General features: G+C 69.8%; 22 protein-coding genes. 8 read left to right on the top strand and 14 right to left on the bottom strand.

Features of this window, described 5'->3' with window-relative positions:
- Positions 1-2: 2 nt before the first annotated feature.
- On the top strand, positions 3-707 hold the full coding sequence (locus BCF44_RS51415) for a YveK family protein (protein WP_116181913.1): 705 nt from the start codon (positions 3-5) through the stop codon (positions 705-707).
- Position 708: 1 nt separating this feature from the next.
- Positions 709-2,118 (top strand): O-antigen ligase family protein, encoded by a 1,410-nt coding sequence (locus tag BCF44_RS51410; protein ID WP_116181912.1) that lies wholly within the window; start codon positions 709-711, stop codon positions 2,116-2,118.
- Between the two features lie 77 nt (positions 2,119-2,195).
- On the opposite strand, the gene BCF44_RS51405 is transcribed toward BCF44_RS51410, so the two are convergent.
- The 11 genes from BCF44_RS51405 to BCF44_RS51355 all read right to left on the bottom strand — a co-directional run bounded on the left by BCF44_RS51405 (position 2,196) and on the right by BCF44_RS51355 (position 13,403).
- Positions 2,196-3,200 (bottom strand): hypothetical protein, encoded by a 1,005-nt coding sequence (locus BCF44_RS51405; RefSeq protein ID WP_147329009.1) that lies wholly within the window; start codon positions 3,198-3,200, stop codon positions 2,196-2,198.
- A complete protein-coding gene (locus tag BCF44_RS51400; protein ID WP_116181910.1) occupies positions 3,197-3,745 on the bottom strand; it encodes a dTDP-4-dehydrorhamnose 3,5-epimerase family protein in 549 nt (182 codons plus the stop codon). Before BCF44_RS51400 ends, BCF44_RS51405 begins: the two co-directional genes overlap by 4 nt.
- 16 nt (positions 3,746-3,761) lie before the next feature.
- Positions 3,762-4,583 carry a glycosyltransferase family 2 protein gene (locus tag BCF44_RS51395; RefSeq protein WP_116181909.1) on the bottom strand — a complete coding sequence of 274 codons (822 nt, stop codon included), beginning with the start codon at positions 4,581-4,583 and terminating at the stop codon, positions 3,762-3,764.
- Positions 4,580-5,671, bottom strand: coding sequence for an acyltransferase family protein (locus BCF44_RS51390; RefSeq protein ID WP_116181908.1), 1,092 nt, complete (start codon positions 5,669-5,671; stop codon positions 4,580-4,582). The genes BCF44_RS51395 and BCF44_RS51390 overlap by 4 nt, the downstream gene beginning before the upstream one ends.
- Positions 5,668-6,846: a glycosyltransferase family 4 protein gene (locus BCF44_RS51385; RefSeq protein WP_116181907.1), complete on the bottom strand. Its 1,179-nt coding sequence runs from the start codon at positions 6,844-6,846 to the stop codon at positions 5,668-5,670. The genes BCF44_RS51390 and BCF44_RS51385 overlap by 4 nt, the downstream gene beginning before the upstream one ends.
- On the bottom strand, positions 6,836-8,167 hold the full coding sequence (locus BCF44_RS51380) for a nucleotide sugar dehydrogenase (protein ID WP_116181934.1): 1,332 nt from the start codon (positions 8,165-8,167) through the stop codon (positions 6,836-6,838). The genes BCF44_RS51385 and BCF44_RS51380 overlap by 11 nt, the downstream gene beginning before the upstream one ends.
- Before the next feature lie 64 nt (positions 8,168-8,231).
- On the bottom strand, positions 8,232-9,281 hold the full coding sequence (locus tag BCF44_RS51375) for a GNAT family N-acetyltransferase (protein ID WP_116181906.1): 1,050 nt from the start codon (positions 9,279-9,281) through the stop codon (positions 8,232-8,234).
- Entirely contained in the window at positions 9,281-10,195 is a 915-nt protein-coding gene (locus BCF44_RS51370) for a glycosyltransferase family 2 protein (protein WP_116181905.1), read from the bottom strand. Before BCF44_RS51370 ends, BCF44_RS51375 begins: the two co-directional genes overlap by 1 nt.
- A gap of 65 nt (positions 10,196-10,260) precedes the next feature.
- Positions 10,261-10,929 (bottom strand): polysaccharide deacetylase family protein, encoded by a 669-nt coding sequence (locus tag BCF44_RS51365; protein WP_116181933.1) that lies wholly within the window; start codon positions 10,927-10,929, stop codon positions 10,261-10,263.
- 67 nt (positions 10,930-10,996) lie between these two features.
- A complete protein-coding gene (locus BCF44_RS51360) occupies positions 10,997-11,878 on the bottom strand; it encodes an NAD-dependent epimerase/dehydratase family protein (RefSeq protein ID WP_170218216.1) in 882 nt (293 codons plus the stop codon).
- A 31-nt stretch (positions 11,879-11,909) separates the two neighbouring features.
- Entirely contained in the window at positions 11,910-13,403 is a 1,494-nt protein-coding gene (locus BCF44_RS51355) for a sugar transferase (protein WP_379801634.1), read from the bottom strand.
- A 445-nt stretch (positions 13,404-13,848) separates the two neighbouring features.
- On the opposite strand from BCF44_RS51355, the gene BCF44_RS51350 reads away from it, so the two are divergent.
- Positions 13,849-14,841: a glycosyltransferase family protein gene (locus BCF44_RS51350; RefSeq protein WP_116181902.1), complete on the top strand. Its 993-nt coding sequence runs from the start codon at positions 13,849-13,851 to the stop codon at positions 14,839-14,841.
- Between the two features lie 6 nt (positions 14,842-14,847).
- Here the strand turns inward: BCF44_RS51350 and paaI are convergent, their stop codons facing one another.
- Together paaI and BCF44_RS51340 are read right to left on the bottom strand one after the other, a co-directional pair.
- A complete protein-coding gene (paaI, locus tag BCF44_RS51345; protein WP_246016293.1) occupies positions 14,848-15,222 on the bottom strand; it encodes a hydroxyphenylacetyl-CoA thioesterase PaaI in 375 nt (124 codons plus the stop codon).
- 10 nt (positions 15,223-15,232) lie between these two features.
- Entirely contained in the window at positions 15,233-16,375 is a 1,143-nt protein-coding gene (locus BCF44_RS51340; protein ID WP_116181900.1) for a PucR-like N-terminal domain-containing protein, read from the bottom strand.
- A gap of 263 nt (positions 16,376-16,638) precedes the next feature.
- On the opposite strand from BCF44_RS51340, the gene BCF44_RS56300 reads away from it, so the two are divergent.
- A complete protein-coding gene (locus tag BCF44_RS56300; protein WP_170218215.1) occupies positions 16,639-17,592 on the top strand; it encodes a DUF6801 domain-containing protein in 954 nt (317 codons plus the stop codon).
- A gap of 80 nt (positions 17,593-17,672) precedes the next feature.
- On the opposite strand, the gene BCF44_RS56295 is transcribed toward BCF44_RS56300, so the two are convergent.
- Positions 17,673-18,911, bottom strand: coding sequence for a DUF6801 domain-containing protein (locus BCF44_RS56295; protein WP_170218214.1), 1,239 nt, complete (start codon positions 18,909-18,911; stop codon positions 17,673-17,675).
- Positions 18,912-19,085: 174 nt separating this feature from the next.
- Here BCF44_RS56295 and BCF44_RS51320 point away from each other — a divergent pair, with 174 nt between their 5' ends.
- The 4 genes from BCF44_RS51320 to BCF44_RS51305 all read left to right on the top strand — a co-directional run bounded on the left by BCF44_RS51320 (position 19,086) and on the right by BCF44_RS51305 (position 22,123).
- Complete coding sequence (locus tag BCF44_RS51320) at positions 19,086-19,832, top strand: DUF427 domain-containing protein (protein ID WP_116181896.1); 747 nt, start codon at positions 19,086-19,088, stop codon at positions 19,830-19,832.
- 85 nt (positions 19,833-19,917) lie between these two features.
- A complete protein-coding gene (locus tag BCF44_RS51315; RefSeq protein WP_147329005.1) occupies positions 19,918-20,397 on the top strand; it encodes a hypothetical protein in 480 nt (159 codons plus the stop codon).
- Positions 20,398-20,516: 119 nt separating this feature from the next.
- The gene (locus BCF44_RS51310) at positions 20,517-21,179 is read left to right on the top strand and encodes a hypothetical protein (protein WP_116181894.1); all 663 of its coding nucleotides are present in this window, start codon (positions 20,517-20,519) and stop codon (positions 21,177-21,179) included.
- Entirely contained in the window at positions 21,179-22,123 is a 945-nt protein-coding gene (locus tag BCF44_RS51305) for an ABC transporter ATP-binding protein (protein ID WP_116181893.1), read from the top strand. Before BCF44_RS51310 ends, BCF44_RS51305 begins: the two co-directional genes overlap by 1 nt.
- The last annotated feature ends 5 nt before the right edge of the window (positions 22,124-22,128 follow it).

Raw genomic sequence — 22,128 nt, 5'->3', positions numbered from 1 at the left:
ACATGGACTTCTGGCAGACGGTGCTCGTGCTGGGGCGGCGCTGGTACGTGGCGCTGCCCGCGTTCCTGCTGGCGCTGGTCGCGGCGGGCGGCATCTACCTGACGATTCCGGTCACCTACACCTCCACCGCCGTGCTGGTGCTGGACCAGCCGCTGGCCGGCGGCAGCCTGCCGGCGCTGCCGGACGACAAGGGGACCATCACCAACCCGCTGCTGAACTTCGACCAGGGGCTGAACAACGCGGCGGCGATCGTCATCCAAGCGCTGAACACGCCGGAGGTGGCGGCCGCGCTCGGCGCGTCGCCGACCGGCGACCCCACGTACAAGGTGACCAACGGCAGCACCAACCAGCAGGAGCAGATCGTCGCCGGGCCGTTCGTGTTCGTGGAGGGCGACAGCCGCAGCCCGCAGGCCGCGCAGGACATCGCCAAGCGGTGCGTGGACCGGGTGAAGCAGGAGTTGGCCAGCCGGCAGAAGGTGCTCGACGCGCCGCCCCAGACGTACATCACCGTGGACGTCGCGGTGCAGCCGACGACGCCGGTGGCCCAGCGCGGCAACAAGACCCGGGCCGCCGCGGTCGCGGTGGTGATGGGTGTGGTGGCCGCGCTGTGCGCCGCGTACAGCTTCGAGAGCTACTACCAGGCGCGCCGGCGCAAGGCCGGGTCCGCGAGCGAGAAGGCGCTCGTGCCGGCGCCGAGCGGCGCCTGACATGTCGACGGACTTCATCCCCGGGAAGACCCGGTCGCTCGCCGACGGCGCGACGCTGATCTGCATCTTCGTCGCGGTGCTGATGTTGGTGCCGGCGCGGTTGGTGTTCAAGGGAATCCCGCTGTCGCTGACGCCCGCCAACGTGGCGGCGCTGTTCGCCCTCATCTGCTGGATATGCGCCCAGCTCACCTTGACGCTCGGCATGGCCAAGGGCCGGACTCCGGTCCGCACCGGCATCTTCGTGTACATGATCGCCGTGTTCTTCTCGTACGGCTACGCCAACTACGGGCCGCTGCCGGCGGACGAGGTGAAGCTGTCCGACCACGCCATCGTGCTGGTCGCCGGCAACTGCGCCGTGGCGTTGATGATGAACGACGGCGTCCGCGGCCTGATCCGGCTCGACCGCGTGCTCAAGACCGGCGTGATCTGCGGCACCGGGGTCGCGCTGGTCGGCGTGTGCCAGTTCCTCCTCAAGCTGGACCTCACCAAGTACATGGTGCTGCCCGGTCTGCGTGCGACGTCCGACGACAGCGCCGTGCAGACCCGGGACGCGCTGGCCCGCGTCGCCGGCACCACCGGGCACCCGATCGAATTCGGCGTGCTGTGCGCGATGTTGCTGCCGTTGGCCGCGCACTTCGCCTTCCAGGCCAAGCAACGCGGCGAGCCCGCGCTGCGGTGGTGGGTCTGCTGCGGGATCATCGCCGCCGGCATGATGTTCTCGGTGTCGCGGTCCGCCGTGCTCGGCATCATCGGCGCCGCCGTCGTGCTCTTCCTGGGCTGGCCGGCCAAGCGGCGGTGGTACACGCTGCTCGTCGGGGCCGTCTTCCTCGGCGTCATCAAGGTCGCGGTGCCCAGCTTGCTCGGCGCGCTGTTCGACCTGTTCGCCAATCTGGGCAACGACAGCAGCATCTCGCACCGCACCTACGCCTCCGCCGTCGCCGCCAAGCAGATCAGCCTGCACCCGCTGTTCGGGCACGGGCCGGGCACCTGGTACGCCGGCAAGCACGAGGTGTTCGACAACCAGTACATTCTGTCCACAGTGGAGACCGGCTTCGTCGGCGTGGCCGCGTTCGCCAGCATCTTCCTGTGCGCCTTCTACTCCGCGCTGCGGGCCCGCTACCTGAGCAAGGATCCCGGCGCGCGCGACCTGGCGCTGACCATCTGTGCCTGCCTCGTCGCCCCGCTCATCGGCTCCGCCACCTTCGACCTGCTCGGCTTCGCCACCGTCACCGGCTTCACGTTCGTGCTCGTCGGCGCGGCCGGATCGCTGCTGCGGACCGCCAAGTCGCTCGCCCCGCACGAGGACCAGTTCGGCGTCCTGTACTGGGTCCGGTACCGCTGGGCCTGGCTGCGCGGCTTCGCCGCCCGCCGCCGGCGCCGCACCGAGACCCTCCCCGAGCCCGTCGCCTGAAGTTCCCCTGTCACGCAGGGAAGGACGCCTTACCCTCGCTCAACGAGGGGAAGGCGTCCTTCCCTGCATCGGAGTTGTCAGGTGGCGCAGGGGAGCGGGCCGACCGTTGAGGTGATGGCGTAGTCGGCGTCGATGGTGACGACGCTGTTGTCGGACCACTGGATCTGGGCGCACGTGGACTCGACGGGGGCGTATTCCCACGACTTGTCGACCATGCGGTTGCCGGTCACCACGGCGGTGCCGCCGAAGTTCTTGACCTGGATGGAATACGTGCCGCCGGCCAGCAGATTGTTCGTCACGGTGACGTTGTTCTGCTGGTCGGTCAGGAAGACCGGCGCGGTGATGTCCTTGACGCCGCGCTCGTCCAGGGTGTTGTGGTCCAACACGATGTTGTTGCCGGCGCCGTAGCTCTGGATGCCGTCGGAGTGGTCCCCGGGGTTCGAGCAGATCTTCGCGTACGAGTCGTGGATGCTGACGTCGCTGCCGCCGGCCTGGAAGCCGTGGCTGTGGTTCTGCACCAGCACGCCGCGGGCGGTGAACGTGCCCTGGCCGACGCCGGGCAGCGAGTCGCAGCCGGTGGGCCGGCCGACGGTGGAGTCCAGGATGGTGAACGAGTAGTAGCTGTTCCCGTACTGGTCGTCGACCCAGCCGTCGATCTGGCTGTTGCGGATGGTCACGTTGTACGCGGTGATCAGCAGGTTGCCGGCGATGTGCACGCCGTCGAGCACGGTTCCGTTGTCGGTGACGCGGTAGCCGTCGCCGTCCGGGACGTTGGACGCGAGGGTCTTCAGCGTGATGCCAGGCGGCACGCCGGTGCAGGAGGGGTTCGGATAGGCGGCGCAGCGTCCGCCGCCGGAGCGGCCGGCCGGCGGCGCCGTGGACGACCCGGCGGGCTTGGAGCTGGTGGTGGTCGTCGTGGTCGACGACGTCGCGGTGGTGGTGCTGGACGCAGCCGTGGTGCTGCTGGTGGTCGTGGAGCTCGGGGTGGTGCTCACCGGATCGGCCACGGGTGTCGACCCGGTGCAGGCTGTCAGCAGGATCGCCGTGGCCCCGACAACCGCGACGGTTAACGCATGTCTCATGGTGAACGCTCCAAAGTGGTCAGCAGCGACGCCCAGGATCCGGCGCCGGCGTCGCGCGGGCTGACCACGGTGACCGGCTGCGGCCACGCGATCGCCAGGTCGGCGTCGTCGTAGCGGACGGCCAGGTCCTCGGCGGGGTCGTGCTCGCGGTCGATCCGGTAGCAGACGTCGGCCTGCTCGGTCAGCGCCTGGAACCCGTGCAGCAGGCCCGGCGGAACATATAGCGTCGCGAAGGTCTCGTCGTCGAGCCGGAACGACTCGATTCGCCCGAACGTGGGAGATCCGGGCCGGGCGTCCACGAGCACGTCGTGCACCGCGCCGCGGGCGCACCGCACGAGCTTGGCCTCGCCACGGCCGCTCCGGCCGTGCATGCCGCGGATTGTGCCCTGCCGCGACCGGGACTGGCTGTCCTGAAGGAAGTCGCCGACGCCGTGCTTCTCGGCGATGGCCAGGTCGAAGGTCCGGGTGAACAATCCCCGGTCGTCCCGGTGCGGGGTGGGCACGAACAGCAGCACACCGTCGATACCGGCCTGTTCCACGTGCATCTGTGATGGCTTCCTGTCAGCGAGTGCTCGTGTCGGCGGTCCAGTTCACCTCGGCCCCGGCCTTGCGCCGGGCCACGAACTTGTCCACCACGAGCACGGAAAGGTAGCAGGCGGCGTCCACAAGGGACACCGACCGCCGCGTGATCAGCGAACCGAGCGCGCTCAGCTTGAGCCGCCCCTCCGGCGCGGGCCGGCCCATCTCGGCCAGCTGCCGGTTGCCCTGCCGGACCCGGATCCGGCGCTTCAGGTGCGCCTTGATCGTCCGGGCCGGCCGCACCACGGAGCGCGCCGACGGCACGACGGTGCGCTCCAGCGGGGTGAACGACCGGTGCACCCAGCCGTCGTCGGAGATGATGTCGGGCAGCGGGAACACCTTGGCGTGGCCGTCCTTGGACAGCGCGTACACGCCGACGCCGGCGAGCACCCGGCCGGGTGCGATCAGCCGGTCGTGCACCCGGTGCACCCGCCGCGCGATCGGGCCGGACCCGGTCAGGTCCAGCTCCGGCACGGGCGCGCAGGCGAGGATGCCGGGCCGCTCCAGGGCGGCCACCAGCTCGCGCACGGACTCCGTGCTCAGCTCGATGTCCGCGTCCAGGTAGACGCGGGGGAAGTCGCGGCAGGCGTCGTCGCCCAGGCGCAGCGCGTGCGCCTTGCCGCCGTACGGGGTCTCGATGACCCGCACGCCGTACTGCCGCGCCACCGCGGCCGTGTCGTCGGTGCACGCGTTCGGCACGACGACGACGTCGAACTCGTCCTCGTCGGCGTCCGCGAGCAGCGTGCTCAGGCAGCGCCCGAGCACGGCCTCCTCGTTGTGGGCGGGTATGACCACACTCGTCATCGCCGACCCCGCAGCAATCGCATCATGGGCAGTTCCACCGTGTTGTACAGCAGCCAGGCCGCCCCCACGGTGACGACCAGCAGCCCCGCAGTCAAGCCCAACGCCCCGACCGTGGACAGCGATCCGATGTGGAGGGCCTTCCCGACGAAGCGGATCACCAGCTGGTGCAGCAGGTAGAACGCGAAGGAGATGTCACCGAGCCACACCATCACCGGGTGCCGCCACGGCGACCACCTGCCCTCGATGTCGGCGACGGCGGCCGCCGCGACCAGCAGCGCGATCGGGATGACCGTGCCGGCGACGTTGCCGAACATGCCGGGCAGGTAGGCGCACAGCCAGTACGCGAACACGCACAGCAGCATCGACGGCAGCAGCCCGACGCGGATCCAGCGGCCGCTGGCGACGATTCGGGCCAGCACCATGCCGAGCGCGAATTCCAGCGCGCGAGTGACGGGGAAGACATAGGACAGCCAGTACGCCGTCGAGGTCGGCAGCGGCAGCACCAGAACCGGCACCAGCAGCACCGCGGCGACCAGAGCGATGGCCACCGGCCACAAATGACGTTCGGCCAGCCGGCGAATCCAGAAATACAGCAGCGGGAACGCGAAGTAGAACGCCGCCTCGCACGAGAGCGACCATGCCGGCGTGTTCCCGCCGAAGTACACGCCCTGCACCGGAACCCAGGCCTGGAGCAGGAAAAGCCCGACGACCGACGACACCACATTGAAACCGCGCGGGCTCGCGTAGACGATGCCGGCCAGCGCGATCAGCCACGTCACGACGTGATTGGGCACGATCTTCGCGGCGCGCCGCCGCCACACCGTGCGGGCGGGCATGCCCGGTTTTCCGGACCAGAACAGCACGAAGCCGGAGAGCACGAAGAAGAAGCCGACGCCGACCGCGCCCTGGCCGAACACGAAGGCCAGCAGCCACCGCGCGGTCGGGTCGTGGAAGATGTTCTCCGCGTGCACGTGGAAGCCGAACACCAGCAGCGCCGCGGCGAACCGCAGGCCGGTCAGGGACGGAATCCGCGCGGAGACGGCGGCCGCGCCCCGTTCGGGGGCGCCGACCGCCGTCCGTTCGCTCATGCCAGCGCCGCGGCGTAGGCGGACAGCAGCGCCCTGCGGGAGTTCTCCCACGACAGCGGTCCGGCCACGCGCTCCCGGCCCAGCTGGCCCATGCGCTTGCGCTCGGCCGGGTCGTCGAGCAGTTTCACCACCAGCTTGGCGAACTCCGACTCGTCGTTGGCGGCGGCGTACACGGCCGCCTCGTCCGCCGACACGCGCGCCTCGACCAGGTCGAAGGACACGATCGGCTTGGACATCGCCATGTACTCCATGATCTTGTTCATGGTGGAGACGTCGTTGAGCGGGTTGAGCGGGTCCGGCGCCAGGCACACGTCGGCGGCGGACAGGTAGCGCAGCAGGTCGGCGTCGCTGACCCGACCGGTGAACTCGACGAGGTCGTCCAGGCCGAGCGTTCGCGACAGCGCGACCATCTGGTCGAAGGTGTCGCCGCCGCCCATGAACACGGCGTGCCAGTCGGTGCGGCCGAGCTCGTCACGGATCTTGGCCAGCGCGCGTAAGGCGTAGTCCACGCCGTCCTGCGGGCCCATCACGCCGAGGTAGCACAGCAGGTGCGGCTTGCCCTTGCGGAGTTCCTCCTCCTCGGGCACCTCGTGGAAGCGTTCCACCGCCGGCGCGCTGCGGACCACGAACACCTTGTCCGGGTCCATGCCGCCGCGCTTGAGCGCGACCTGCCGGTAGCTCTCGTTGGTGGAGATCACCACGTCGGCCGTGGCGTAGGTGGACTTCTCCAGCCGGCACACCGCGCGGTACAGGAAGTCCTCGCCGCGGTTGAACCGCGACAGGTACAGCTCCGGCACCAGGTCGTGCTGGTCGAAGATGAACTTCGCGCCGCCGCGCTTGAGCCAGCGCGCCACCAGGAACAGCAGGTCCGGCGGGTTGCAGGCGTGCACGACGTCGACCGGCCCGATCTTGCGGGCCAGCCGGAAGGTGTGCCACACCGCGGCGGAGTACTCGAACAGGTATCCCCTGGGGCCCCCGGTCGCCGCCTTCAGCGGATACCGGTGGATCTTCACCCCGTCGATCTCGGCGTACGGTTCCCGGTCCTGTTTAGTCCCCTGTGGACAGATGACGTGCACGTCCCAGCCGGCGTCGCGCAGCGCCTTGCTCTCCTGCCACACGCGTCGGTCGAACGGGACGGACAGGTTCTCCACCAGGATGAGTGCTTTACCAGCCAAGGCCCACGTATCCAGGTCGTTCCCGGCGCAGCTCGGCGTCGGGGAGGCGGACGAGGTCGACGATCACGCGCTCGCCTTGCTCGGCAGAATCGCCTGAGGGGAGCGCCGCCAGGACGGCGTCGTCCCGGCATCCGATGACACAGACTTCGGCGTGCGCCATGACATCGGAGACGGAGTTGGACAGCAGCTCGCCCAGGTGCGGCAGCCGGCCCTCGATGTACTCGCGGTTGGCCCCCATCAGCCGGGACAGGGTCACGTTGGCGTCGTAGATGCGCAGGTCGTAACCCTTGCCCAGGAGGCGTTCGGCCAGCTCGACCAGCGGGCTCTCGCGCAGGTCGTCGGTGCCCGGCTTGAACGACAGGCCGAACAGGCCGATCCGGCGGCGGCCGGTCGCGGCGATGAATTCGAACGCGCGCCTGAGGTGTTCCTCGTTGGAGGGCAACACGTGCGACAGCAGCGGCACCGACACGTCGGCGCGCCGCGCCGCGTAGACCAGGCCCCGCAGGTCCTTGGGCAGGCACGAGCCGCCGAACGCGAAGCCGGGCCGCAGGTACGCGGGGCTCACGTTGAGCTTGCGGTCGGCCAGGAACACGTCCATCACCCGGTGCGAGTCCAGGTTCAGCGCCCGCGACACCGCGCCCAGCTCGTTGGCGAAGGCGATCTTGAGGCCGTGGAAGGCGTTGTCCGCGTACTTGGTCATCTCGGCCACCGGCACCGGCACCCGGAACACGTCGCCGGGCAGGCCCTCGTACAGCGCGGCCACCACGTCGCCGCTGGCCGTGTCGAACTCACCGATCACGGTCTTGGGCGGGTCGAAGAAGTCGCGGACGCTGGTGCCCTCGCGCAGGAACTCCGGGTTCACCGCGACGCCGAAGTCCACGCCGGCGGTCAGGCCGGAGGACTTCTCCAGGATCGGCAGCAGCAGGTCCAGGCACGTGCCCGGGAGCATGGTGCTGCGGAAGACCACTGTGTGCCGGCCGGACTTGGCGGCCAGCGCCGCGCCGATCTCCTCGGACACCCGCTCCAGATAGGTGGTGGACAGACTGCCGTTGGGCGCCGACGGGGTGCCGACACAGACCAGCGACACGTCTGTCTCCGCGATCGCCTCGGCCACGTCGGTGGTGGCCCGCAACGCCCCGCTCGCCACGACTTCCGCCGTCAGCTCGCCGATCCGTTCCTCCACCACCGGCGCCTTGCCCGCGGTGATCAGGTCCACCTTGACCTGGTTGACGTCCACGCCCACCACGCGGTGGCCCTGGCCGGCAAGGCATGCCGCCGAGACACAACCCACGTACCCGAGCCCGAACACGCTGATCTTCATCTGCGAAGCCTCCATCGCGCTCGACGTGCGCGCGCCCCTATGATCGGGGAAAGTGTTGGCCTCGTTACCTGTTGAGGTTCCGCAACCCTCGCACCACTCGGCGCAGTCCCGGCGCCAGGGGCGAGGACTTCACGCCCGATACCACGGAGTCACCGAGCTTGCGCAGGGCCAGCCGGCTGGAGCTGCGGGTGACGATTCCTTGACACACGGTGGAATCGCCGGTCTTGGCCCGCCGCTTGTACTCGTCGTCGCCCCGGCCCAGATCGATCCGGTCGATGCCCAGCGAGGGCGCGGCGATGACTAGTTCGCGCAGCAACATCCAGCCGGGCGCGAGCTTTCCGTGTTCGGGCGAGTACACCGGGAACCACCAGTGCAGCACCGAATCCGAGCGGATGCCGAAATGAGCCGCGATCAAGTTCGGCCCGGCGTGCACTGTGGACAGTATGCCGGCGAAGCCGTCCTCGCGGGTGTGAAGCAAGCGGTGCAAGAGGTTGAGCCGATCGGGCTCCGCGAAGAAGTCCCTTGCGCCGGTTGCCCGGTACTGGCCGCGCTTGAGTTCCACCACTTGGCGCAACAGGTCCTCGTCGACGACGTCCACCTGGAACTTCACCGGCCCGAGCTCGCGCTCCGCCTTCGCCGTGCGCCGCCGGGCCTGGGAGATGTTGTCCCGTCCCGACTTCGACGCGCGGCCGAGGTAGCCGTCCAGACCTCCGCGCACGTCGAGATACGGCGACACCCGGCGTGACCGGATCCACGGCTCGAACGCCGCATCCCCTTCCACCAGATGATCGAACTCGAACGAGCGCACACCACCGGAGAGCAATGCCAAGGGGGAGAAGGAGTCCCCGGCGGCCAGGATCGGCCCCTGGAAGTCGGCGCCGGGCCACCCGACCGGCCGCAGCGTCGATCCCTCACGGTGACCGGGCAGCAACGCTCGGATCCGGCCGTCGGCGTCGGAGTCGACCGCGACGTGCACGGTGCGACCGCTCGCGTGCACGGCGGCGGCGAAACCCGGGTGGAAGTACGGACTGTCCAGTGCCGCGTTGCCGGCCCGCAAGGTGTGCCACGCATCGAGTTCACGCGCCCCGAGCGCGTCGAACGTCAACCAGCGCATCAGCTGGCCAGGGTCTGGATTCGACGGGACGGCCGCAGCAGCGCGGCGACCGAGGCCTTCGAGGTCTGCCGGCCGGCCATCGCCCGTGCCGACTCTCCAAGTATTACAGCGAAGTAGTAGGCCAGCGCCGGCACGAGCCCGCGGCGGCGACGGAACAGCCGCACCTTGTTCACCGTCAACAGCGCGGCCAGCGTGGGATTCGTGCTGGAGTCGCCGCCGATGTGCTCGACCACGGCATCCGGCTCGTACCACAGCGCCCAGCCGCGGTCGGCCGCGCGCAGCGCGAACTCGGTCTCCTCGCTGTAGAGGAGGAAAGACTCGTCCCACGGGCCGGTCTGGAGCAGCGCGTTGACCGAGATGAGCATCGCCGCGCCGGTCGCCCAGGCCGCCGGCGCCGGCCGCTCGTACTCCCGGGGGTCGGTGACCAGTTCGCCGAGCTTGCCGATCCGGCCGGCCCGCACACCGCCGATCACGGCCTCCACCAACGCTCTACGCACAGTGGGCATCCGGCGCAGCGACGGCTGGAGAGATCCATCCGGATTGACCAGTCGCGGCACCGCGATGCCGCATCCGGGCACTGTCAGTGTCTTCGCGAGCGTCGCCAGGCCGCCGTGCGTGAGCCGGCAGTCCGGGTTGATCACCAGAATGGAGTCCAGCACGGCCAGGTCCAGCTCGTTGACGCCGGCGTTGATGCCGGCGGCGTAGCCGGCGTTGCGGCCCATTTGGACCGTCCTCATCGGAAGGTCGGTGAACGACTCGGCCAACTCCAGCGTGCCGTCGCGCGACGCGTTGTCGACCACGACCACGGCGTCGAGCTCGACGCCATCGGCCCCTTGCGCCAAGGAGCGCAGGCAGTCGGCCAGCACCGGCGCGCTGTTGTAGGTGACGACCACGATCGCGGTCCGTGCCCTCATGTGCACGTCATCGTGCGCAGCGCGGCGCACGTTACCGGAACCCTTGCGCGACAACGAGTTACCGGTCAACCACGCAGACGTTTGATCGCCCGTGCGGCTGTTCGGCGGGCCCGGACGGGCACGGATGGCCTCCCCGTGAGCACCTCGTGCGCCCACTTGGCCCCGCTGTCGTGGCGCAAACTGTTGCGGGGTTGCAGCCAGGAGCCGGCAGTGGCCCGGCCGCCGTCGCTGGTGTACACCCGCTGCACGCCGGCCCGGCGCAGCCGGCGCAGCACGTGCCGGTCGTAGGAGCCGAACGGGATCGCCACCTCGGTGACCACTTCGCCGGTGAGATCGGCCAGCACGTCGGCCGCCTGCACGATCTCCTCGCGGGCCTGCGCGTCGGTCAGCCGCCGCCAGTTGCGGTGCGACCAGCCGTGCGAGCCGATCCGCATGCCGGCCTTCATCAGCTCGTGCAGGCCGTCCAGGTCGATCCGGCCGGGTTGCCCGATCAGTCCCGCCAGCACGAAGAAATCCGCCGTGAGGCCGCGTTCCACCAGGCGGGGCAACGCGATCTCGACGTCGGAGGCGTTGCCGTCGTCGAAGGTGATCCGCACGTCCGGCCGGCCCACGGCCGCGTCGAGCACCTGCTCGAACTGCTCGACGGTGACCCAGGTCTGGTCCTCGTTCGGCTCCAGCGGCCGGTCGGTCGGCCCGACGCCGTGCACCGTGAGGTTGACGACCGAGCGAGACATGATCGTCCCCACCTCCAAGCGCACGACGTCGAATCACCCGCTATATCGGACGTTCCGCCCGAATTCGTTACAGTGTGGAGGAATACCAGTCCGCCGTGCGGCGCAGCCCGGTCTCCAGACCGATACGCGGACGCCACCCCAGCAGTTCACCGGCCGGCGCGATGTCGGCCACCTGCGGCCGGTCCAGCGGCCGGTCCGCGACCGCGCCGAAGCGCGGCTGCTGCTCGGCGCCGATGATCTTCGCCAGCAGTTCGACGGTGTCCCGGATCGACAGCTGCGTGCCCGAGGCGATGTCGAACGCTTGCCCCGGCGCCTGCTCCGAGCTCGCCGCGGCCAGGAACGCGTCGACCACGTCGTCGACGTACACCCAGTCCACCAGCCGGGTTCCGCTGCCCAGCTCGGGGACTTCACCGCGCAGCAACGCGGTCGTCACATACGGGATGAGCTTGCGCAGATCCTGTTGCCCTGGGCCGTACACCATGCCGATGCGCAGCGTCGTGACCGGCAGGCGCCACAGCTCGTGAAACATTCTCGCGTAGCCGGAGACCGCCCACTTGGCCACCGCGTACGGCGAACACGGCACCGTGTCGCCGTCGGACAGCCGCGGCTCCTCGACCGAGCCGGCCAGCACCAGCCGGCCGGCCGGCGCCACGTCGGCGACGGCCGTCAGCAGGTTGACCGCGCTGTCCAGATTGCTCTCCAGGGTCGGCCGGACCATCCGCACCTCGCGCGCGCCGGTCACCTCGCTCGCCAGGTGGAACACCACCTCCGGCTCGACCTCGCGGATCACCTCGCCGACCTGGTCGGCGTCGCAAAGATCGGCGACGTGCCAGGTCTCCCCGCCGTCCACGTGCTCTCGCACCCGGCGGCTCACCGCGTGCACGACCGCGCCGAGTCCGGCCAGCCGTCGCACGAGATGGGAACCGATGAAGCCGGTCCCGCCGGTCACCAGAGCCCTGACTCCCTGCCAGCCGGCCATGTCAGTACGCACCCGCCCCGCTGAACACGGCGCGAACGGTCTTCCACAGGATGATGGCGTCCAGCGCCAGCGACCAGTCCTCCACGTACCGCAGGTCCAGTCGCAGCGCTTCCTCCCACGGCAGGTCGCTGCGCCCGCTGATCTGCCACAGCCCGGTCAGCCCCGGCTTGACGAGCAGTCGCCGGCCGGCGTCCGAGCCGTACTGCTCGACCTCGTGCGGCAGCGGCGGCCGCGGCCCGACCAGCGACATCGCGCCGGTCAGCACGTTCACCAGCTGCGGCAGCTCGTCCAGCGAGTAGCGGCGCAGCAGCCGCCCCGGCCCGGTGATCCGGGGGTCCTGGCGCATCTTGAACAACGGCCCCGCGCCCTGGTTGCTGGCGCGCAGCTGGTCGAGCAGCGCGTCGGCGTTGACCACCATGGTGCGGAACTTCCACATGGTGAACGGCTTGCCGCCCTGGCCGACCCGCTTCTGCCGGAACAGCACCGGGCCGCCGTCGTCGGTCTTGACGATCACCGCGATGGCCAGCAGCACCGGCGCGAGCAGCGTGAGCAGCAGCAGCGCGCCGATCCGGTCGACGATGTTCTTGATCACCCGCTTGGCCCGGCCGAAGGTCGGCGCCTGCACCCGCAGCAGTGGCATGCCGACCACACCGGACACGTGCAGCCGCGGCCCGGCCAGCTCCATCAGCACCGGCGCGACCACCAGCTCGGACTCGGTGTCCTCCAGCTCCCAGGCCAGCCGCTGGAGCTGCATGGGAGTCCAATATGGATCGGCGGCCACGGCGACGACCCGGTAGCCGCCGGGCTGTGCCCGTTCGGTCAGGTCGCCGAGCCCGCCGACGACCGGCACGCCGGCGACCTCCTGGCCGCCGTCCGCGCCGAAACCGTCCGGCGTGCACAGCGCCTCGACGCGCCAGCCGTTGTGCGGCTCCTTGCGGGTGCGGGCGATCAGGTCGGCGGCCCACTCCACGCTGCCGGCCGCCATCACCGGGAGCAGGCACTCGCCCTTGGCCCGGCGGCTGTGCAGCAGCCTGCGCAGCAGGTAGCGGCCGGGGAACGCGACCGCCCCGACCGCCGGCACCACGAAGAACACCCATAACCGCAGGTGGGTCAGCTCGAAGGCGACACCGGCGACCGACAGTGTCACGGCGGTCGCGATGAGCGCCTTTCCCAGTCTTCGGAACTCTTCCGCGCCCTGACCCAGCACCTTCGGGTCCCACGCGCGGTTCGCCGGCAGCGCGGCGACCACTATGAGTAGAGCGGCGACGCTGACCAGCCGTGGCAGCTGGCCCAGGTAGTCGGGCAGCTCGCGTCCGATCAGGACGGTGGCGAGCAGCGTGGCGATGGCGGTGGCCAGCACGTCGGACATGATCACCGCGGTCCGGTACCGGCTCTCCCATACGGTGAGCGGGGACCGGTGGTGGCGGTGCCGGCCGTGCCAGCGGGTGGACGTGACAGCCAACAGGTGCGAGTGCTCGTGCGGCAGCAGTGCCATCCTGGGGGTCCCCCTCGGTTGCCCTCTCATACACATTCCCTTGTGCAGGACCGACTGCGACGACCTCGCGCCGCGTGGGCGCGTCAACTGTGATGAACAGCGGAGTTCCAGGTGGACGTCCACGATCCTTCTCGGCTTTCGCGCTGATCTCGTTACAGCGAAGGATTCGCTTGGCAGGCAACAGATCCATGCTGATCACCTGGTCGAGGGATGGGTTGCGCCGCTCAGCTCAGCGGCGCTGCGACGTTCAGCGCAACGACCCTCGCCTCGGCTACCAAGCGTGACCGCGGATCCGGCGGTGTGGTCGCGGATTGGGCTGAACGGCCGCATAACCCCGGCGGGGGTGGCGCAGTTGAACCGGGTGCGGCCCCCAGGGGTCGTAACGTCGGGGCCCCGTGCTCGATGTGCGGGGCATCTGACGTCTCTAGTGGAGTGGAGTGCCGGTATGCGCGTCACCTTTGTGTGTCCGACACCGGTTGTCGGTGCGCAGGTGATCCAGGGATATGCCGACGAGTTGGCGGCTCGTGGCCACGAGATCAGCGTGGTCAGGCTGCGCGAGCGGGCCGGGCTTCGGGTGCCCGGCTGGTCGCGCAGGGGTCGTGTGCCGTCCTCGGTGCGGGTCGTGACGACCGCGCGGCTGACCCCGGACGTCGTGCCGGACGGGGATGTCGTGCTGGCCACCGACGCCAGCACGTCGAAGCTGCTGCCCGCGTTGTCCGACCGCCACGGCCGGGCAGGGCAGCTGGTTCAGTCCCGTGAGCAGTGGGAGGCGGACCCCGGGCTGCGGCTGGCCGTGCCCAAGATTGCCACGTCGGAGCGCCTCGCCGGCGTCCTGAATGGACTCGGTGTGCCCAGTTCCGCCGTGACGGTCGTGTCCCAGGGTCTCAATCTAGCGGTCTTCCGGCCGCCACATCCGGCGCTGCCGCGCGGGCACCGGGTGAGCGTGCTGGTGGGACCGGACTCCGGGGCGGCGACCGCGTTGGAGGCGTTGGAGCGGACCAGGGCATTGCTGCCCACCATGGAGGTCACCGCCTTCGGCGCCGGTCGCCGCCCGGAGCGACTGCCGCTCTGGATTCGCTACCTGAGGGCGCTGCCCACCTACGAGTTGGTACGGCAGGTGTACCAGCGCGACGCCGTGCACCTCGGTGATGCCGTGAGCAGCGCCCAGGCCATGGCGTGCGGCTCGGCGGTGGTCGGCGTCCGCGGCAGCGCCGTCGAGGACTTCGCCGAACACGACCGCAACAGCCTGCTGGTCGAGGCCGGCGACGTGAACACGATGGCCGAGTCGCTGGTCCGCCTGATGCTGGACCGCGACCTGCGCACCCGGCTCACCGCCGGCGGCCTGCGCACCACCGAGGCGATGGACAGCAGCGATTCCGCCCTGGCGCTGGAGAAGGCGTTGCACAGCTGGACGTCGGTCGTCGCCCCCCAACGGTGAGGTCGGTCAGCGCTGAGCCGTCTCGCGGCTGTGGCCGCGGAACTCCGCTATCACGACGCCGTCCGTTCGTGTGACCGTCACGTCGTAGATGCCGTTTCGACCAAAACGATCGCGTTCCGCTGCCCTTGCGACCAGTTCGTCGCCGAGCGCGGCCGGCCGCAGGAAGGTCACCTGGCCCGACTGGGCGACGGTCACCGGCCCGTAGCTGTTGCAGGCATAGGCGAACGCGGTGTCGGCGAGCAGGAAGACGTAACCGCCGTGGGCGATGCCGTGGCCGTTGAGCATCTGCGCGGTGACGGTCATGGTGGCGGTGGCCGTGCCGGGATCGTCCTGTTCGATGACGATGCCCAGGGCGTGGCTGGCGTGGTCGCTGTCGTACATGCTGTGACAATCAACCATGTCGCAGCTGCGCGCGGAGCGACACCTCCAGTTCCAGCCGCCGGATCGGGTCGTTGATGCGGTCGCCGACCAGTTGGTCGATCTGGTGCATGCGGTAGCGGACGGTCTGCGGGTGCACGGTCAGCCTGGTCGCGATCTCGTTGACGCCACCGCGCGTGTCCAGCCAGGCGAGCAGTGTGGCCGACAGCCGCTCGCGCTGCTTCGGGGTGAGCTCGGCGAACGGGGCGAGGCTGCGCCGGCTCAGCTCGGCCAGCAGGAAGTCGTCGGCGTGCAGCAGCAGGGTGAGCAGGTGGTCGTCGCACCGGACGACCGGCCCGGCGATGACGCCCCGGCTGACCAGGTTGATCGCCCGCCGGGCCAGCGCCAGTGACTGCCGCGCCTGGGCCAGCGGCACGGTCGGGCCGACGGCCATCAGCCGCGGCCGCAGCTGCCTCGTCGTTCGTTCCGGATCCGGCGTGAGCACGCAGCCGCCGTCGGTCAGGCAGCCCTCCGGCGGGTGGGCGGTGTCCTCGGTCAGGGCGATGACGGCGGCCTCGGGCGGCAGCGGCCAGTTGGCGGCGATCGCCTGCGCCTCAATCGATTCCGTCGAGGTCGGCGGGTCGGCGAGGATCAGCCGCAGCAGCTGCGCCCGCTGCCGCTCGTCGCCGGCCTCCGCCTCGTGGCGCGCCTCGGCGTAACCCTCCACGGCCACCCGGCACAGCTCGTCCACGTAGGCGAAGATCGCCTCGGCCGTGAGCATCAGGACGTCCGGCGGGATGCCGAGCTCGCGGCCGGCGGCGGCCAGGTTGCGCCAGGCGACGCGGGCCCCGACCCGGACCGCGGTCTGCATCGAGTCGGTGGTGCGGCCCTCGGTGAACTCCACCCGTCCGATGTAGCGGAACCAGGCCGTCCACTCCGCGCTGGAGACGGTCGGATTGCCGACGCTTTCGAAACAGTGCACGATCGCCCGCTCCACGCCGCCGACGAGCACCTGGCCGAACTTGCCCCGCAGCGGCCGGGAGTAGTCCGGCACGGAGTGCTGGATCTCGCGGACGACGTCGCGGGCCAGCCGGCCGGCGTAGGGACGGAACCGCTTGCCGAGGTGACTGGGCAGGCGGGCCCACAGCTGGCTCGCGTCGGTGCGGACAGCCGTCATCGCTCGCCACCTCGTTGTGACAGAGTTCTCCGGGGATTGTGCTGCTGCGACGATAAAATCGGCGCGGTCCTCCCGTCAAAAGTCGGTGTGATTGTGTACCGGATGGGAGCAGTGTTCCCGGGTTCTTGTCAGATGGTGGATAGTTTCCCTCGTGGAGTTTGTAGCGCGGTGACAAGTCTCGGTTTTGTTGTAGTTATTTGAGTATTGCTCCGTTTGAGTGCCCGTCGGTAACTTTTCTTTCCTCGCCCTGTCTGGAGGAAGAAATGGCTCTCACATTGTCGTCCCGGCTGTGCGCGGTGGCCGGTGTGGCGCTGGCCCTCGGCTCGGTGCCTTTCGCTGCCGCCGCGGCCGGCACCCCGGTGGCCAAGACGCTGGCGTTCACCTGCCCGTTCCCGCTGATCGGCAACCAGACGCTGTCGGTGCGGATCCAGGCCGTCATGACCGTGCCGTCGGCGGTCGGCGGCGACCTCGTGACGTCGGATTTCACCGCTACCGCAACGGTTCCGCCCACCGCCACGCAGGGGCTGGCGCTGGTCGGGGCCGCGACGATCGCCGGCACCGCGCAGGCCGGGGTGACGTTGAACGAGGCCGGGACCCCGCTGGACATCACCATTCCCGGGCTGACCATCCCGTCGACACCCGTGCCGGCCTCGGGCTCGTTCGACACGGTCGCGTCGGGGCCGGTGCCGACGGCGACGATCACTCGGGCCGGTGCGACCACCGTGACGGTCGGTGGTTTCTCGACCACCCTCACGCCGAAGAAGGCGGACGGCTCGCCGACCGGTCTGGGCACGTTCACGTCCGACTGCACCCTGAACCCCGGTCAGGACGCCCAACTCATCAGCTTCACGGTCGGCGGCGGTGGATCCACCACGACGACCACCCCGCCGCCCACCACGACCACCACTACTCCGCCGACCACCACCACGACCTTGCCGCCGACCACGACCACCGACCTGCCAACCACGACCACGGCTCAGCCGACGACCACCACGGACCTGCCGACCACCGTGGAACCCACGACCCTCACTCCCGGCGAGCCTTCCACCACGGATGTCGCCATCCTGCCGGCGGCCAACCCCTCGCCCCCACTGGCGTTCACCGGTGCCTCCATCCTGCTGCCCACCGGCCTGGGCTTCCTCCTCATCGCCGCCGGCCTCCTCCTGCTCCGCCGCCGACACCCCCGCGAGTCGCGCTCTCAGACACACCGAATGTAGGTTTCAGGCAGATTCTGATGCTGGGAAGGGCCCCAACCTGGACGTTCAACGCCAGGTTGGGGCCCTTCCCAGCAAGAACTTCAGTGGGTGGGCTTGCCCGTGAGGGTGAGGTCGATGGTGTTGCCGGGGCCGCTGGCCAGGGCGCTGATGAACGGGGTGAACGGGCCGCAGCCGGTGAGCGGCGCGATCGCGTAGCCGCCGGACAGCGCGCCGCCCTTGAGCACGTCGAAGCCGGGGCCGGAGGTCATCTTCACCATGGACGGCCGGCTGGTGCCGCAGTTCGGGGACTGGCTGATCGGCAGCCCGAACAGGCTGATCCGCGGCATCTTGATGGTCAGCTTGGACGTGGCGTCGAGCGCGCCGCCGCTGACCGAGCCGGTGGTCTGTCCGACCGGCTGGAAGGCGATCCTCGTGGTGATCGGCAGGAAACCGAACAGCGTGAACCGCGCGCTGGTCGGGTCCAGGGCGAGGTCGGCGGTGTACTTGGCGGTGCCCAGGTCGAGCTTGGCGGTGATACCGCCGGTGATGGGCACGGTGCCGTGCAGGCTCTTGATCTCCGAGCTGCCCTTGATGTCGTAGCTGTAGGTGATGGTGCCGGGGGCCGACGTCGTGGTGGTCGTCGGCGGCGGGGCCTTGGTGGTAGTGGTCGTGGTCGGCGGGGGAGTGGTCGTCGTTGTCGTCGTCGGGGGCGGCGTCGTGGTCGTGGTGGTCGGCGGCGGCGCGTCGGCCACCGTGAAGCTGATCAGCTGCGCGTCCTGGCCGCTGTTGAGGGTGCAGTCGGACGTGAAGGTGCCCAGCCCGGTCGGCGTGCCGTCGGCCTTCTTCGGCGTCAACGTGGTCGAGAACCCGCCGACCGACACGGTTGTGGTGCCCGCCTTGGTGATCGTCGCCGTCGGCACCGGACCGGATGCCACGGTGTCGAACGAACCCGAGGCCGGCACGGGTGTCGACGGGATCGTCAGGCCGGGAATGGTGATGTCCAGCGGCGTGCCGGCCTCGTTCAAGGAGACGCCGGCCTGCGCCGTGCCCTCGATCGTGGTGGCCCCGACCAACGCCAACCCCTGCGTGGCGGTGGGCGGAACCGTTGCGGTGGCGGAGAAGTTGGTCGTCACGAGATCGCCGCCGACGGTGTCCGGAGTGGACATCGTGGCCTGGATCCGAACCGCCAGCGTCTGGTTGCCGATCAGCGGGAAGGGGCAGGTGAACGTCAGCGTCTTGTCCACGGGAGTGGACGCGGCCGTGGACACGCCGGCGCCGACGGCAAGGCCCGTCAGCACCAGCGCGGCCAGCGTGGCCGCCCCCAATGTTCGATGATTCACAGTCGTCCTACTTTCCTGTGTCAACAGCAAGGAGAACCGCGTTTACCGGAGCGTGACCCGAAGCTAATGAGGGCGCTTACCGCCGGCAAGAACGGGTGGGAAAGTTGCGGGCAGCTGACAGATTCACCCCCATGGGAATTGCTCATGCCGTGACAAGAACCTAGGGTCGACGGTGTGACGCGCGACTACCCCGAGGCGCCGGTGCAGGCCGGCCACAGCGAGCCGGCGCCGCGCCGGGTGCGGGCGGTGCTGGGCGGCCGGACCGTCTTCGACACCACGAACGCCCGCTACGTCTGGGAATGGCCGTTCTATCCGCAGTACTACATCCCGCTGGCCGACGTCGATCCCGAGGTCCTGGTCGACGAGGAGCACGTGCAGAACCTGCGCCACGGCAAGGCCCGCCGGCACGGCCTGCGGGTGGGCGAGGTGAGCAAGCCCGGCACGGTAAGGGTGTTCGAGGACGGACTCGTCAAATTCGACTGGGACGCCTTGGATTCCTGGTTCGAGGAGGACGAGGAGATCTTCGTCCATCCGCGCAATCCGTACGCGCGGGTGGACGCGCTGCGCTCGACCCGCACCGTTCGGGTGGAACTGGACGGTGTGGTGCTGGCCGAATCCTCGTCGCCGGTGCTGGTGTTCGAGACGGGCCTGCCGACCCGCTACTACCTCAACCGCACCGAGGTGAACTTCGAGCACCTGGTGCCGTCCGACACGGAGACCGCCTGCCCGTACAAGGGAAGGACCACCGGCTACTGGTCGGTGAGCACCGGCGACACCGTGCACGCCGACCTGGCCTGGTGCTACGACTTCCCGACCCGGCAGCTGCTGCCCATCGCCGGGCTGATCGCGTTCTACAACGAGAAGGTGGACATCTTCCTGGACGGCGTCGAGGTGGAACGGCCGAAAACGCACTTCTCGTAACGGTTCTCGCGGGGCGCGCTGTGCGCGCGTGACAAATTCCGTCGGCCGCCTTGTCGCGTGCCGGCGGGTGGTCGACGCTGCCGGCATGATTCGCCTCGCGCCGCTGTTGAGCCTGATGTTGATCGCTGCCTGCGCCGCGCCGCCACCGGCACCCGACCCGGACGCCCCGGCGATCGCCTGGGCAGCCAGGGTTTGCGACGCCACGCCGAGGATCGCCGCCGCGCCGCAGCAGACGTCGGCGGACCTGGTCGCGTTCCTCGACACGGTGTCGACCGCCCTGGGCAAGGAGGCGGCCGGCATACGCGCGGCCGGGCCGCCGCCGGTGCCGGGCGGTCAGGCGGTCGTCGACAAGGCCCTGGGCACCATCGACGCCGCACAGAAGTCGTTGCAGCAGGCCAGGTCCAGGCTCGCGGCGGTCAAGCCCGGCGACGACGGCGGGCTCCAGCAGGCCGTCGCCGACGTCAACACCGGCATGGCCGGGCTGGACGACGCCGGCGACCCGAAGGCCACGCTCCGTCAGAACAAGGACCTGGACCGGGCGTTCGCCAAGGCCGTGGACTGCTGACGGCGTTTGTCGACCCTGCGCAAGGTCCGTGGCGCGGAAATTGCGCGGCCTTGACAATTTCCGTGGTCGGCGGGGGATTTCCTTGTGGGCAAGGATACTCGTGAGTAGCGTCCGCCGGCATGGCACAGCGGTGGTTGGCGGTCGCCGTCCTGGTCGGCTGCGCGATCGGCCTCGGCACGTCGGCGAGCGCCGCCCCGACGACTACAACTCGGCCGGCGGACGACAATCCGCCGACGCCGGTGCACTATCGCGTGGACACCACGACCCATGTGGCCAAGCTCGGCTCGGACCTCATCATCGGTCCGGGTCGCCTCGACGGCCAGTTCGTGATCACGCCCGGCACCCTCCGGGTCGACATCACCGGTACGCTCGCGTTGCCGCCGGCCGACAGCTACTTCGTCACCTTCGGCTTCATGCCGGCCACCACGACCGTCACCGTCACGTCCACCGCGCAGGTGGATTCGGTGCTGCAGAACGGAACTCTCACCGCCACCACGCGCCTGGTCTTCGCCCTGACCAACGCGAGGGTGCACGGCGTGCCGCTGAACCTCGGGGCGAACTGCCGCAGCGACGAGACGGCGATCGTGCAGACCGGGCCGTTCGCGAGCCCGCTGTCCACCGGCACGATCTCCGGCACGTTCACCATCCCGCCGTTCCACCACTCCGGCGCCACCGAGAACCTCGACCCGCTCATGACCGGCCTGGTCTCCGGGCCCGGCAACACGTTGCGCACCGTGCTGACGTTCCTCTGCGGCGGCGCCACCACCTGCGAGGAGCATTGATGGGCGTGCAGATCGAGGTGCACGGTCTGGCGAAGTCCTTCGGCCGTCAGAACATCTGGCAGGACGTGTCGCTGACGGTTCCGGCCGGCGAGCTCAGTGTCCTACTGGGACCATCCGGCACCGGGAAGTCCGTGTTCCTCAAGTGCCTCGTCGGCCTGCTGCGGCCGGAGCGCGGCCGGATCATGGTCAACGGCGTGGACCTGTGCCGCTGCACCGAGTCCGAGCGCTACGAGCTGCGCAAGCTGTTCGGGGTGCTGTTCCAGGACGGCGCGCTGTTCGGCTCGATGACCGTGTACGACAACATCGCGTTCCCGCTGCGGGAGCACACCCGCAAGACCGAGGCCGAGATCCGGCGGCTCGTCAACGACAAGATGGAGCTGGTGGGCCTGGTCGGCGCGGAGCGCAAGCTGCCCGGCGAGCTCTCCGGCGGCATGCGCAAGCGCGCCGGCCTGGCCCGGGCGCTGGTGCTGGACCCGGAGATCATCCTGTGCGACGAACCCGACTCCGGGCTCGACCCGGTCCGCACCGCCTACCTCAGCCAGCTCCTGGTGGACCTGAATGCCCAGGTCGACGTGACGATCCTGATCGTCACGCACAACATCAGCGTGGCCCGGACCGTGCCGGACAACCTGGGCATGCTCTACCGGCGGCGGCTGGTCGGCTTCGGGCCCCGCGAGATCCTGCTGACCAGCGAGGAACCGGTCGTCGCCCAGTTCCTCGGCGGCCACCGGCACGGCCCGATCGGCATGAGCGAGGAGACCGATGCCGCCGAGGGCACGTGGCCGAGCACGGTGCCGGAGATCGTGCCGCAGCTGACGCCCAGCCCGGGATTGCCGGCACGACAGGCGATCCAGCGCCGGCAGGAGCGCGTACGGGTGATGCTGCCGACGCTGTCGCCGGCGGCCCGCGAGCACGTGCTGGCGAACTGGGGCGTGCCGCGGTGACCGCC

The organism is Kutzneria buriramensis (assembly GCF_003387475.1).
GTDB lineage: Bacteria > Actinomycetota > Actinomycetes > Mycobacteriales > Pseudonocardiaceae > Kutzneria > Kutzneria buriramensis.
Note: the sequence above shows the minus strand (reverse complement) of the source record. Positions and strands in the feature narration are given on the sequence as shown.

Coding starts and splice junctions, on each gene's coding strand:
- BCF44_RS51415 (WP_116181913.1), top strand. CDS start 3: ATGGACTTCTGGCAGACGGTGCTCGTGCTGGGGCGGCGCTGGTACGTG.
- BCF44_RS51410 (WP_116181912.1), top strand. CDS start 709: ATGTCGACGGACTTCATCCCCGGGAAGACCCGGTCGCTCGCCGACGGC.
- BCF44_RS51405 (WP_147329009.1), bottom strand. CDS start 3,200: ATGAGACATGCGTTAACCGTCGCGGTTGTCGGGGCCACGGCGATCCTG.
- BCF44_RS51400 (WP_116181910.1), bottom strand. CDS start 3,745: ATGCACGTGGAACAGGCCGGTATCGACGGTGTGCTGCTGTTCGTGCCC.
- BCF44_RS51395 (WP_116181909.1), bottom strand. CDS start 4,583: ATGACGAGTGTGGTCATACCCGCCCACAACGAGGAGGCCGTGCTCGGG.
- BCF44_RS51390 (WP_116181908.1), bottom strand. CDS start 5,671: ATGAGCGAACGGACGGCGGTCGGCGCCCCCGAACGGGGCGCGGCCGCC.
- BCF44_RS51380 (WP_116181934.1), bottom strand. CDS start 8,167: ATGAAGATCAGCGTGTTCGGGCTCGGGTACGTGGGTTGTGTCTCGGCG.
- BCF44_RS51375 (WP_116181906.1), bottom strand. CDS start 9,281: ATGCGCTGGTTGACGTTCGACGCGCTCGGGGCGCGTGAACTCGATGCG.
- BCF44_RS51370 (WP_116181905.1), bottom strand. CDS start 10,195: ATGAGGGCACGGACCGCGATCGTGGTCGTCACCTACAACAGCGCGCCG.
- BCF44_RS51365 (WP_116181933.1), bottom strand. CDS start 10,929: ATGTCTCGCTCGGTCGTCAACCTCACGGTGCACGGCGTCGGGCCGACC.
- BCF44_RS51355 (WP_379801634.1), bottom strand. CDS start 13,403: ATGGCACTGCTGCCGCACGAGCACTCGCACCTGTTGGCTGTCACGTCC.
- BCF44_RS51350 (WP_116181902.1), top strand. CDS start 13,849: ATGCGCGTCACCTTTGTGTGTCCGACACCGGTTGTCGGTGCGCAGGTG.
- paaI (WP_246016293.1), bottom strand. CDS start 15,222: ATGTACGACAGCGACCACGCCAGCCACGCCCTGGGCATCGTCATCGAA.
- BCF44_RS51340 (WP_116181900.1), bottom strand. CDS start 16,375: ATGACGGCTGTCCGCACCGACGCGAGCCAGCTGTGGGCCCGCCTGCCC.
- BCF44_RS56300 (WP_170218215.1), top strand. CDS start 16,639: ATGGCTCTCACATTGTCGTCCCGGCTGTGCGCGGTGGCCGGTGTGGCG.
- BCF44_RS51315 (WP_147329005.1), top strand. CDS start 19,918: ATGATTCGCCTCGCGCCGCTGTTGAGCCTGATGTTGATCGCTGCCTGC.
- BCF44_RS51310 (WP_116181894.1), top strand. CDS start 20,517: ATGGCACAGCGGTGGTTGGCGGTCGCCGTCCTGGTCGGCTGCGCGATC.
- BCF44_RS51305 (WP_116181893.1), top strand. CDS start 21,179: ATGGGCGTGCAGATCGAGGTGCACGGTCTGGCGAAGTCCTTCGGCCGT.